At 40.3% G+C, this 12,605-nt stretch carries 8 protein-coding genes; all 8 read right to left on the bottom strand.

The genetic code is table 11. The features are described 5' to 3' along the window. Positions 1-27 precede the first annotated feature (27 nt). The 8 genes from hisC to ACHFIY_RS03295 all read right to left on the bottom strand — a co-directional run bounded on the left by hisC (position 28) and on the right by ACHFIY_RS03295 (position 12,327). Positions 28-1,092 carry a histidinol-phosphate transaminase gene (gene hisC / locus ACHFIY_RS03330; protein ID WP_410844639.1) on the bottom strand — a complete coding sequence of 355 codons (1,065 nt, stop codon included), beginning with the start codon at positions 1,090-1,092 and terminating at the stop codon, positions 28-30. 73 nt (positions 1,093-1,165) lie between these two features. Next, positions 1,166-1,831, bottom strand: a complete 666-nt coding sequence (gene rsmI, locus ACHFIY_RS03325) for a 16S rRNA (cytidine(1402)-2'-O)-methyltransferase (protein WP_410844638.1) — start codon at positions 1,829-1,831, stop codon at positions 1,166-1,168. A gap of 121 nt (positions 1,832-1,952) precedes the next feature. Next, entirely contained in the window at positions 1,953-2,198 is a 246-nt protein-coding gene (gene purS, locus ACHFIY_RS03320) for a phosphoribosylformylglycinamidine synthase subunit PurS (RefSeq protein WP_410844637.1), read from the bottom strand. Further along, complete coding sequence (locus tag ACHFIY_RS03315; RefSeq protein ID WP_410844636.1) at positions 2,195-3,013, bottom strand: CDP-alcohol phosphatidyltransferase family protein; 819 nt, start codon at positions 3,011-3,013, stop codon at positions 2,195-2,197. The genes purS and ACHFIY_RS03315 overlap by 4 nt, the downstream gene beginning before the upstream one ends. A gap of 112 nt (positions 3,014-3,125) precedes the next feature. Beyond that, positions 3,126-4,415, bottom strand: coding sequence for an aminopeptidase P family protein (locus ACHFIY_RS03310; protein WP_410844635.1), 1,290 nt, complete (start codon positions 4,413-4,415; stop codon positions 3,126-3,128). 687 nt (positions 4,416-5,102) lie between these two features. Beyond that, on the bottom strand, positions 5,103-5,948 hold the full coding sequence (locus tag ACHFIY_RS03305; protein WP_410844634.1) for a hypothetical protein: 846 nt from the start codon (positions 5,946-5,948) through the stop codon (positions 5,103-5,105). Between the two features lie 407 nt (positions 5,949-6,355). After that, a complete protein-coding gene (locus tag ACHFIY_RS03300; RefSeq protein ID WP_410844633.1) occupies positions 6,356-11,500 on the bottom strand; it encodes a PKD domain-containing protein in 5,145 nt (1,714 codons plus the stop codon). A 191-nt stretch (positions 11,501-11,691) separates the two neighbouring features. Next, positions 11,692-12,327 carry a WbqC family protein gene (locus ACHFIY_RS03295; protein WP_410844632.1) on the bottom strand — a complete coding sequence of 212 codons (636 nt, stop codon included), beginning with the start codon at positions 12,325-12,327 and terminating at the stop codon, positions 11,692-11,694. Positions 12,328-12,605: the final 278 nt, after the last annotated feature.

Below are 12,605 nucleotides of genomic sequence, written 5' to 3'. Positions count from 1 at the left end.
TTTTTAGGGTAAACCAATCTTATTTCACTACCCAAAATTAGCTACTTCAAGCCATTCTGCCAACGCATCTATCAAATCTGTATTCTCTTTTTCTGTGCCTACTGTAATGCGTAGGCAGTCCTCGCAAAGTTTCACCTTGCTCCTGTCCCGCACTACAATGCCCTTGGTTAATAAGAACCCATATAATTTATGTGCATCCTTTATTTTCACCAATAGAAAATTAGCATCTGAAGGGTACACTTTCTCCACTGTTGGCACTTGCTTCAACACATCTGCCAAGGCTTCACGCATATCTACAATTTCATTGATCATGTCGTTCACCTGGCCTACTTCTTCCAATGCTTTCAAGGCAAGCTCCTGTGTGGCTTGGTTGATATTGTATGGTGGCTTGGTTTTATTGAAAATATCAATAATTTCCTTTGAGGCAAAAGCCATCCCCAAACGCAAGGCCGCCAAGCCCCAAGCCTTGCTGAATGTCTGCATCACTACTAGATTGGGGTATTCGCCCAATTCTTGTATAAAGGTCTTTTGCTTCGCAAAATTAATATAGGCCTCGTCAATCACCACCAAGCCACTAAAATTGTTCAGCACCATTTCTATATCCGTTCTGTTTAGCGAGTTGCCTGTTGGGTTATTGGGCGAGCAAAGCCAAATAAGTTTTGTATTCTCATCTATCAAGGTTTCAATATGGGCAAGGTTTAGCTGGAAATCATCCAGCAGAGGGGCAATCCTTAGCTCAACATCATTGATATTGGCACTTACTTGGTACATGCCATAAGTAGGTGGGCAAATAATTGCATTGTCTTTGCCAGGGTTGCAAAAACAGCGGTACAGCAAATCGATACATTCATCGCTGCCATTGCCAAGAAAAATATGTTCTGGGGCAATGCCTTTTATGGCACTCAATGCTTTTTTCACAGCCCATTGGTGTGGGTCGGGGTAGCGGTTATACCATTTGGTCAGTGGGCTGCCCAAGCTATTTTCATTGGCATCTAAGTAAACATCTGCCTGGCCGCTAAACTCGTCACGGGCAGAAGAATAGGCCACTAAAGACTTAATATTTGGCCTTATGAGTTTTTCTAAATCAAACATTATTTTTTGCTATTTGAAAAAAAATTAGCCACAAAGCCTTGAAGGCACTAAGTGGCACTATATTAATAATAAGCTATTCCTTTCCTTCTATCACCACCACAATCTCCCCTTTTACCGTTTTGGCTTTAAAATATGCAGCCACTTCCAGCAAAGTACCCCGTTTGTTTTCTTCAAACATTTTAGTGAGTTCACGGCTTACGCAGCATTTCCTTTCGCTGCCAAAGTAAACCGCAAACTCTTCCAGCGACTTTACCAACCGCATGGGGCTTTCGTAAATTATTATTGTACGCTCCTCCAAAGCCAACTTTTTCAACTTGGTTTGCCGGCCTTTTTTTAAAGGTAGAAACCCTTCAAATACAAAACTATTGGTGGTTAACCCACTATTTACAAGAGCTGGCACAAAAGCTGTAGCACCAGGCAGGCATTCTACTTTTACATCGTTGGCAATACATTCCCTTACCAATAAAAAAGCAGGGTCGCTAATGGCGGGTGTGCCAGCATCGGTAATCAGGGCAAAGGTTTTGCCAGCCTGCATTTGCTGCACCAAATGTGCGGCTATTTTATGCTCATTGTGCTGGTGGTAGGGAGAAAGAGGTTTTTGTATATTGTAATGATGCAATAATTTGGATGATGTCCGGGTATCCTCGCACAAAATCACATCTACCGATTGCAATATTTCTATTGCCCGGAAAGTGATGTCTTTTAAATTGCCTAAAGGCGTAGGGACGAGGTAGAGCATAATTTCAAGCTGATAGTTTACGGACGACGGTTAACAGACTTTGCTGAATGTTTGTAGGATGCGTACTAATTAAAGATTGAGGACAACGTCTGTTAACTATTGACCGTTAACTGTTAACTAATTATCCTACTTCTATTTCAAAATATTCCATCACTGCATTGGCAAGCAACTTTTTTGATGCTTCCTCGGCTATTGCCCTAGCTGCATCTTCTCTATCGGCCTCAATTTGCAAGGTTACCCGCTTGCCTACTCTTACATCTTTTACATCGGCTAACCCTAAATTCGCCAAGCCACTCAATACCGCTTTGCCTTGCGGGTCCAATAAATTTTTAAGCGGCATTACATTGATATGAATTGTATAAATCATGCTTTGTTTTGTTTAAAAAATAAGGATAAAACAACATAGGATGCAAATGTAACGGGTACAGCCATCCATTTTACCAGGAATGCTGCTATTAAGCCAATTACCGCAATAATTATAAAAGGCAGGAATGTTTTTATGGTTACATTTTTAAACTTCATTGCGAGCATTGGCAACGTAGAAACCATTAAATAACTGACTACAAAAATAACCGCATACCAAAACCATTTATTGCTAAACAAGCTTACAATAAAAGCAGAATTGCTGTACCAATATATTAATGGGAACGAAGCAATAAGCAAGCCCGCAGCAGGTATAGGCACCCCCCGGAAGCCATAACTTTGCCGGGTATCGATATTGAACCTTGCCAGCCTATAAGCCCCTGCACAAGGCACTATAAAAGCAGGAAACAACCACAATGTACTAACATCAAGCCCATCGGGCTGCTGTGCGTAACTAAGGCGCAAGAACTGGTAGATGATCATGCCAGGGGCTACGCCAAAACTTACTACGTCAGCAAGGCTATCTAATTGCTTGCCCATTTCAGATGGCACGTTCAGCAGCCTAGCAACAAAACCATCCAAAAAATCAATAACTGCCGCTGCGCCAATACATACGCTTGCTAGATATATTTTTTCAGGTATAACCACTAAACTTTCGCCATTGCTATCATAACTAAGTATCAACCCTGTTTGAACGGTGTAAATAATAGCCAAACACCCAAATACCAAATTAAGTAAGGTGAAGATATTAGGGATAAAGCGCATCAAGCGGTTAGTTGGCCCTATCATTAATTCACCACTACTATTTATTGAACTCATTATTTTATTATTTTAAATATTTTTTTGTGGTTTATTCAACTATTCTCTTGCCACAGATTTCACCCTTGGCTACTATTATTCTACCCTGCAATGTTTTATGAGATTTGTATAGCTATTTCGTCATCGCTGCTTCAATTTCTTCCACCGTAATCGGTATATCCTTCATCAAGTCTATATTGCCATCCTCGGTTAACCATACGTTGTTTTCTATCCGTATGCCCATTTGCTCGGCTTCTATATATATGCCTGGTTCTACCGTTAATAGCATTCCCGCTTGCAGTGGCTCTGTCCTTGTACCCAAATCATGCACATCAATGCCCAAATGATGGGAGATGCCGTGATATAGGTATTTGCGGTAAGCCCGATTTTCCTTGTCTTCCTTATCTACGTCTTCCTGTGTTAACAAGCCTATTTTTATAAACTGCTGAGTTGCCTCCTCCCCTACTTTGTCTGTGTAATCTGTTATGGTAATGCCCGGTTTCAGCAAGGCTTTGGCATAGTTGTGTATTGCCAAGCAAGCATTATATACTTCTTTTTGCCTTGGGGTAAATTTGCCGTTTACAGGTACTGTCCTTGTTAAATCGGCACAGTAGCCACCATATTCTGCACCAAAATCCATCAATATCAATTCCCCGTCCTTGCATTCTTGGTTGTTGCTAATATAGTGCAGTGTCCTTGCCCTATCGCCACTGGCAATAATGCTGCCATAGGCCTCCCCAGTTGCCCTGTTCCGCAGGAACTCATGCACAATTTCGGCTTCAATTTCATGCTCAAAAACCCCTAGCTGTATAAATTTACAAACACGCTCAAAGGCTTTTTGAGTAATGTTAATGGCCGTTTGCAGCACTTCCACTTCTTCCTTTGTTTTAATGCCCCGCAGCACTTTTAATATTTTAGCAGAACGCAGGTAATGGTGCAAAGGGTAGCGGCTTTTCATTTCCTCAATAAATCGGTATTCATTCGATTGTATCTGGCTTGCCTTGCGGTCGTTTTCGTTGGTATTCAGGTATATATTATCTGCTAAATGCACTAGTGTTTGCAAAATAGGATCTATAGAATCGACCCATACAATTTTTTGTATGCCAGCTATAGCAGTTGCTTCTTTTGCACGAAGGCGTTTGCCATCCCATTTTTCCTTTAGTTCATTTGGCCTTACTAGCACCAATATTTCTTCATACTGCTTATCGTAGCAGCCTGGGTATAAAATCACCATGCAATCTTCCTGCTCAATGCCTGAAAGCCAGTAAAGGCTGCTGTTTTGCTTAAAATGATGGAGGGCATCCCCATTCTTGGGAAATTCGTCGTTGCTTACAAATATGGCAATGCTGTTGGGCTGCATTTCTGCTATAAAACGCTTGCGGTTATTGATGAATATTTCAGGGTTGAGCGGCAGGTATTTCATGTGCAAAATTTGAAGGGTGCAATATATTTAAAAATATACTCACCACATAGGCACATAGTTCACAGGGTGCATAAAAGTTTTTTGCTTTTTTTATTGAATATTTTTATAATATCTATTTTATTGCATTTTTATTAAAATAGTTTCAGTTTTGCCATTATTGTGGAATTTTTACTCTATCTGTTTTTTTCAAAAATCGTTGCCGCCCTTGTAAGCCATTGATTATCAACAATAACATCAAATTTTTGTGCGTATTTTGTGCTTATTTTATGCCTATTTTATGCGTAATTTATGCTTATTTTGTGCTTAATTTATGCTCATTTTGTGCCTGATTTGTGCCTATTTTAAAGCCATAAATACAAGACCAAATTTTGAGACTACAACTATCTTAATATTAGTAAAAAAAGAACTACGATTAGGATGCCAAGACACTAGTTTTGTAAGTAGTTTGTATCAAGTACATTTCTAGGACAAAGATAAGGTTTTTATAGATTGGGGGGTATCAGGATGAAGCGAAAAAGCTTTATACACCCAGTTCACATATACATATGCTAGTATAATAGAAAGGAAACATAGTTGTTCTCTCCATTCCATATTCTTTAAAAGGTTATACAACTAAAAACAGAGGAAAATTTCTATGTTTTCTTTTCTTGGATATCTATGCTATGTACGTGTGAATAACAGTGCTTTCTATTCCACTACATACTTGTGCGTGGTAATAGATACCATATTTCCATCATAATGCTTGCTACTCTCAGCAAGCGTTCCATCGGGGTTATAAACAAATTCTTCTACGCAGTCGCCATGCACTTTTTTAACACATTGGTTGTGCCTGTTAAAAAAGAGCCTGGTTTTATGGTAAAACTCATTTTCATTATTGGAAAAAATGCGGATGCTCCGCCACCAATACCTAAATACCAAATTATAGTCGCCATCATAATTTTCAATCCGCTTTATCCTGCCCCTTCTTGTGTAAAAATATTTTTCACTAAGCACCAAAGAGCTAATGTTAGATTTTTTCCATACTTCTATCAACTGCCCATTATCGTTATAAACATATTCATCCTCGCTATTTTTTATAATACCGTTTTGAAGCGTGTATGAAGAGCTATGGCGAGCAACTTTGCCAAAATTGTTATATGTGTATATGGCATATCCTATATCGGCTTCCTGCCCATTCATGTTTGTGGTAGAACCAATTTGCACCAGCCTATTGCTTAAATCGTAGTAAAAAGTATCTACCAAGGTAGAACCGGGGCTTTTTTTCATTTCCCTTATCCTTTTTTGCATACAGCCATACTCGTCAAAAAAAATGGTTACAGAGTCTGTAAGTATAATTTTATTTACGTCAGCAAAAATAGGAATGCCCTTGAGATTGGTGCAGTATGAATAGTTGCAAACTATTTCCTTTGTTATTTTATTTTTTTTTACCAATAACCTGCCATTAGTTCCCGTTTCCGAAAGATACCCATCTTCCTGCGAAAACCCAGTGGCATGTATTGATAAAAGCAATAAAACAAAACAAAATATTCGCATAAAGATTAGTATGGATTGGTTTTAATAGTTTGGATTTTCTTGTTTAGCAACCCCTTTTTTCTTGAATTTACGACAACTACAAGCCCAAAAGCATATACCATTCCATCTATATGTTTGCCAATTGCAGTCAATTTATTCTTTTGGGGTTATAAATTTTAAACAAGAATACTATTTTAAACCTGATTTTCCACTAAATAGATGTGTTTTTTTTCAAAAATGCTTTCTACACAAGATATTATTATCCATTCTCTGGGCTATACTGATTCCTTTTACACTGTAGGGGCAGAATATTTTCTGCCCCTACATACCTTGCAACCCGATTCCCTCATTCACTTTTTTCTCGGCGTGCAAGATAGCATATTCGCAATTTCCGAAAACTTCTATTATCGTAAAATTTCTTTTCACCCCTACCTAATCAAAGTTATAGACCCACTTTTTGTTTGCTTGCCATTGTGCGGGGTAATGATATAATAATAGGTAGCCACAGGCAGTGGCTTTCCATTATATGTGCCATCCCATCCATTTTGGTTGTTGTACCCTTCTGATCTGTAAACTGGCTGGCCCGACCTGTCAAATATTTCTACCACCACTTTGGGATAGCTTTCTATATTATTTATTTTCCAAGTATCATTTACATGGTCGCCATTGGGTGAAAAAGCATTGGCCACTTCCAAATCCCTAACTACTACTACATCAATGACATCGCTGATACTGCAACTGCCTTTGCCTGTTAGCGTAAGTTTATATTGCTTATTAAAAATGGGTGTGCACAACGGCTCGCGTGCCGTGGGGTCGTCTAAATAAGTAGACGGGCTCCATAAGTATGCACTGTCATTATACACCAACACTGGTTTTAACCGAATAGAACTGCCTAGGAACACATATCTAGTATCCCCTAGTTCCAAATGTGGGTATGGATTGATGGTTACTGTTTGCTTGGCAGTATCGCTTATACAATTTTGCTGGTTGTAGCTGTACATGGTAATTGTAAAAATGCCACTATCATTAAATGCCCGTGCGGGGTTTCGTACGGTGTCTGTAAACCCTTCCGCTAAGTCCCACTTCCATTTTGTAACTGGGCTTTGGCTAATGGTTGCATCTGTAAAATAGATAGAATCCCCCTTGCACACTGCTGATGGAATGGCTGTAAACTTAGCTTTTGGCTGCGGGTGGACGGCAGTAAAATATTTAGTTGTGCTTTCGCTACAACCATTTTTGGTTACCGTAAGCTTTACTGGAAAGCCACTTGCTGACGGCAAGGATGTATATCTATGCGTGGCGATAGGCACAGAGGTGGAAGGGGTTGGGTCGTTCGGGTCGCCAAAATCCCAAGCATGGTTTATCAACAACAAACTGCTCTTATCGCCAATGGTTGTGGTGCTGGTAAACGTTGCATTGCCATCGGGCAAGCAAACCGAAACTGGCAATTCAAAATCTGGCACAGGGGTATATTGGATAGCCAATTTTTGCGTGTTATACACACTCCTACAGCCGCTATCGGTTATTACACGCAGGCTGGCATTAAAACCATTTTGGCTGGCAGTTGTGTATATTTTGGTAAAGGGTGCGCCTGTGTTTTTAACAGCAGTAGTAGCGTCCCCAAAATTCCACTCCCATTGTGCAATATTGCTAAATTTGGCCACGGAGCTGTCTGTAAAAGTAACCGCCTGCCTTTCGCAAGCAGGGCTATTGATGCCCCATTTAGCCACTGGCGAAGGCCAAGTAACAATTGCTTGCTTCGTGCTGTCGCTGCACCCATTGGTACTTGTAAATTTATATTGAATGCTATCCTTGCCAGGAGCAATAGATTGCGGGGTAAACAAGCCTGTGGCACTTACGCCCATGCCGCTAAACACATCACTTGCCTTGGGTATGCCCGTAACTTCTGATGCCTGTGTTATTTGTCGGGCAGTGGTATCGTGGCAAATGCCTGGCATGGTGGTAAACTGCACTTTAGGCACAGGGATTAGCGTTACAGTCTGGGTAATTTCATTGCTGCACTGCGTGCCTGAAAATGCCACCAGCCTTACTTTGTATTGTTTTGTAGCCGCATTGGTTACCAAAAAAGAAGAATATATGTGGCTATAAACCTGCCCGCTATCTGGGTAATTTGCATACACATCTTTCACCGTGGGGTTATTTGCATAGTCCCAATAAACTTCCACTTTTACCAGCCGCCCAAAGTCAACAGTGGAGGTGTTCAATATCCTAACACTATCGTTGCTGCAAAGCCTTGCTGGTTGCAATACCTTGTACCCAGCCACTGGGTTTGCCCCATTCACGGTGAATGTTTGTGCCAATACGCTGGTACAGCCATTGCTGGAAGTAACAGAATCTATCACCACATAATCTGCCGGGTAACGATAAGCAACGCTTGGGTTGTAGCCAGTAGCAGTTGGCGGCGTTGGATATTTATTTAATGGCACTGCTGTTATGGTAGTATCAAACCGCCAGTGGTATTTAAAGGATAACTCAGTGTTATCTGCAATATGTGAAGTATCCAAGAAAGAAGCATTCTTGTCAGACAAACAAATATCCGGCATGGTAAAGCCTACTTTCGGCAAAGGGCTTACGGCTACTAGTTTGGTAGTATCGCTTTTGCAGCCCTTGTCTGTCTGTACGGCCAATTTCGTAGAATCGTTTTTCCAAACAGGATATGTATGGATAACAGGATTACCGTTGGTAGCATCTAACGTGGTTCCATCCTTAAAATCCCAGTGCCAGCTAACTATATTTCCTACATTGGCTTTGCTCCTATCGGCAAAACTGATTGGCCTTGTTTCGCACAACTGGGGAGTTGTTATGTCAAAAATAGCAGTGGGCAATGGATTTACTACCGTGGCTTTTACCACCGTGTCGCTGGGGCAGCCATGGTCTGTATAAACAAAGAACCTTACACTGTCTGTACCAGCAGCAGCATACAGGTGCTTGGGGTTGGGCGTTGTGTCAATGGCACTACCATCGCCAAAATCCCAATGCCATTTTACAATGGTGTTGCCTGTTGCGGCCACGGTTTGATCTAGGTAAACCGTTGAATCGCCAAGGCAAACTTCCTTGCTTACGCTGAAACCTGCTTTTTGCTGGGCGTATATATTGGCAACAATTTTTGAAGTATCATTTTTGCAACCATATTGCGAAGTGGCTGTTAGTTTTACGGTGAATGGTCCACCAGTAACATAATTGTGCGCAGGCGTTGTAACACTATCTATCCCTCCATCCCCAAACAACCAGTAGTACGTGAGGGTTGAGTTGTCGGCAACAGTAGTGGCATTATTAAAAATAGCCGACCCAGCCGGCAAGCAAATGCCCGGGGTGGAAAAATCTGGTATTGGCAGCGGGTGCACGGTAAAGGTTTTAGCAACAGGTGCGCTTTTGCACCCATTGGCACTTTCGGTTACCAATGTTACGGTTACCTGCCCTGCAGCAGTATATACTTGCGGCTTGGAATCAATGGTAGTCAATGTATCTTTTACGCCATTGCCATAGTCCCAATACCTTTTCACCACTGTGCCGCTGCTAATTGTTGACGAATCTGAAAACACGATGCTGTCCTTTATACAATTTGCAACGCTTATGCCAAAATTGCCAACAGGCAAAGGATAAATGGTTACAGGCAGCACCGTGTCGCCACTGCATCCAAAGTTGGTGATTGCTCGGTATTTAACCTTGTATGTTCCAGCCGCAGGAAACTGGTGAAGCGGGTTCAACTGGGTTAATGGTGCAGGGCTACCATCTACAAAATCCCAAACCCCCGATATTACAGTGCTCGCACCAAGATCCGAAGTAGCATCGGTAAATTGAAGGTTGTCGCCCAAGCATTTAGTATTGCTGGTTACAAAATTAGCAGTTGGCTTGTCATTTACTACCACTGGCACTACTAATGTAGCGGTGTTTGAATTGCACCCATCAGGGGTAGGGTTTGTGGTATATAACATAATAGTATCATTCCCTGATTTTGAAAATGAATAGGTGGTGTTGGTGCTGTAATAATAAATGTGTTTTCCACCTATAACATTTGTACTATCATATACCGGGGAAGCAATAGGGCCAACAGTATTGCTGGGTGATAAATTGGGGTTATTGCCAAAATCCCATGTTAGGGTGGTAGGCTGGTAAGACAATGGCACAGCAAAAGTAAAAGGCGTTTTGGTGCAGGTTGCCGCAAAATCTAACCGGGCATAAGGGTTTTGAAATACAGGCTGGTACAAATCTTTCACATTGGTGCCTGCATTGTAGCCATAGCTTTCGTTGGCGCCAAAGCCATAAGCTATGGCATTAAAGCCAGTATCAGAATATAATGAATGGGAACCTTTAGGAACAGAAAATTTAGCATACGCATAATTGGGGTTTTGTGGGTGGACTTTAAAATCACCAGTCCTCGAAACACCATCCAAAGTAAAACTTTTAACGCCTCCAACCCCAATAATTACATTTATCCAGTGTTCTGTAATTTGATAATGTCGCGTAGAATTAAGAGTAATATTATTAATTGTTTGTTCTACAGAGCTTAAATAAATCATTTCCGGGTCGCCGAGGCTAGCAGGGTTGCCATCTGTATTTTGCGTAGTACAATATTGCGCAATGGTAATAGGTTTGTCTGCCTCAATATCATTTGGAACTGCTGTACTTACAGTTTTAGTACCATCACCCGCCACACTGAGCGGTTGACTATTTTTTAATTCATAAAAGAAATTCCTTAATAAATAAGCAGATGGGATAACAACCCCGTTCAATTTTACTATTGTAGTAGGGTCTGAAACACAAATACGGTAATAATTATTGGGTTGGGAGCCTGTGGGTGCTGTTAAATAATGCAAGCCCCATGCTGAGGCGGGGATTGCCTGCGCAAATAAATTATCAGCACTGCCCGTCTGGTTGCCCCCCGCATTATTGCGGGATGGCGTAACGTAACCAATGCTCATTTTTCCGGAGCCAGAAAAAACAGCAATTTTTTTACAGCCAGTAGTACCAGGAGTTGCAATACTTCGTATGTGGGTACCCGTTAAATCTGAACCTATTTTGCCATTATTTTTGTCTATTGTACCCATTACATTGTAAATCTGCCCTTTGTTCAGCACTACGTTAAAAGGTTTTCCAACTGAAATGCCATTGTTATTGTCTGCCGCAGGTGTAATTTCCACAGTTGTATTGTCTTCCGTGGCTACTACAAAGCAAAAAGAATTGGCGTTAATATCATTGCAAGACTGCGTATAATTAATGCTATAATATTCCTTTCCTAATACAGCAGTGGGCAACAGCAAAGTTGCACCAGATATGCTGGAATTGTAAATATGGGCATAAGCTACAATATCCTTGTCACTGTAAATATGTATACCCCTGTTAAATGTGCCTGTATCATTTATCCTTGCATCTTGCGCACCGCTTTTGGGCAATGGATCAGACTCGGTTACTTGGTTGGCTTTTACTTTATATGTTTTCCTGTACCCATTTGCTGGCATTTCTACATTTACAATTGCCGAATCCTTGTCAGTTGTAAAATATAGCACCATTTCCTGTGCATTGTAGTTAGCCTGCGTTTGCTGGTCATCCATATTAATATGATACCCATACCCCAGCCAGAAATCATTCCCCTTATTTGAGAAGTTTTGCGCACTCAAGCATGAAAAAACTAAACAGGCGGCAAAAAAGAAAAATAATTTTTTAATCATTATCCAGCTAAAAAAAGGTACTAAAGGAGGTAGGGATAAATAGAAACTATACAAAATAACTACAATATACCAAACTATCCTGCTTCGTTGCCTGTGGCAGCCGCTTTTAGCAAGTCTTTAGCATTTGGCCCCTCACAGAAAAGCAGGTCCATTATGCTTGCATTTTTTTTGAAACCAAGCTTGCTTTCAAAAACCTGGTTATACACCACTTGAGAACTATCCACATCCTTGTAATTTTTAGGCAGCCAATGATTCCTAAAATCCTTTTCCCCAACTGACATTGTGTCCACATATTCATTTGTCAATTCAATTTCGGTGGGCAGATGAAACACTTTTTTTAGCCATGCTAAAATGGCCATGTTTTTATCCAGCAAAAAAGCATCCTGCTTTTTTATCAGTTTTTCTGCAACGTGTTTATAATATTCAAAGAAGGGGGCTTTGGCATAGCTGCTCACTATTGCCTTCCAATGCCTATCCTGCCAAGCCTCGGAATAACTAATTTTTATGTCCTTCACCAATTGCCTGCTGTTCCTTCCTCCTTCCACGGGAATGGTGAGGTTTATCAACCCATTGCTCCCCACGACGATGCACCTGTTCCTAAAACTCATTTTCTGGTAGGCTTCAAATTGCTCAATCTTGCAATGTGTGTTTTCAAACAAAGCAACATAGTAGTTTACAGGTGCAAAGTATTGATTTTCAATGATAATCATATATTAAAATAGGGTTTTAAAGAACGTACTAAAAAGAGGTAAATAACTGGCTATATTATAGTTTATATCAATAAATATCTTGTTATTTTAAATGAATAAATATTTTATAAAACATTGATTTTCAATATAATAATAACTAAATTTTATACTAAATAATTAATCAAAAATTTTATTGAATTTTAAAAAATAAAATTACAGGAAATACTAACTTTATTAGCTTAAAATTACGATAAAAATCGAAACGAAATGACTTAATCCCGCCCTTATTTATTATTGTT

Source organism: Parasediminibacterium schistidii, from assembly GCF_046546515.1.
Classification (GTDB): domain Bacteria; phylum Bacteroidota; class Bacteroidia; order Chitinophagales; family Chitinophagaceae; genus Parasediminibacterium.
Note: the sequence above shows the minus strand (reverse complement) of the source record. Positions and strands in the feature narration are given on the sequence as shown.

Bases quoted from the DNA above. Each gene is read 5' to 3' on its own strand.
- hisC (WP_410844639.1), bottom strand. From the start codon at position 1,092: ATGTTTGATTTAGAAAAACTCATAAGGCCAAATATTAAGTCTTTAGTG.
- rsmI (WP_410844638.1), bottom strand. From the start codon at position 1,831: ATGCTCTACCTCGTCCCTACGCCTTTAGGCAATTTAAAAGACATCACT.
- purS (WP_410844637.1), bottom strand. From the start codon at position 2,198: ATGATTTATACAATTCATATCAATGTAATGCCGCTTAAAAATTTATTG.
- ACHFIY_RS03315 (WP_410844636.1), bottom strand. From the start codon at position 3,013: ATGAGTTCAATAAATAGTAGTGGTGAATTAATGATAGGGCCAACTAAC.
- ACHFIY_RS03310 (WP_410844635.1), bottom strand. From the start codon at position 4,415: ATGAAATACCTGCCGCTCAACCCTGAAATATTCATCAATAACCGCAAG.
- ACHFIY_RS03305 (WP_410844634.1), bottom strand. From the start codon at position 5,948: ATGCGAATATTTTGTTTTGTTTTATTGCTTTTATCAATACATGCCACT.
- ACHFIY_RS03300 (WP_410844633.1), bottom strand. From the start codon at position 11,500: ATGGATGACCAGCAAACGCAGGCTAACTACAATGCACAGGAAATGGTG.
- ACHFIY_RS03295 (WP_410844632.1), bottom strand. From the start codon at position 12,327: ATGATTATCATTGAAAATCAATACTTTGCACCTGTAAACTACTATGTT.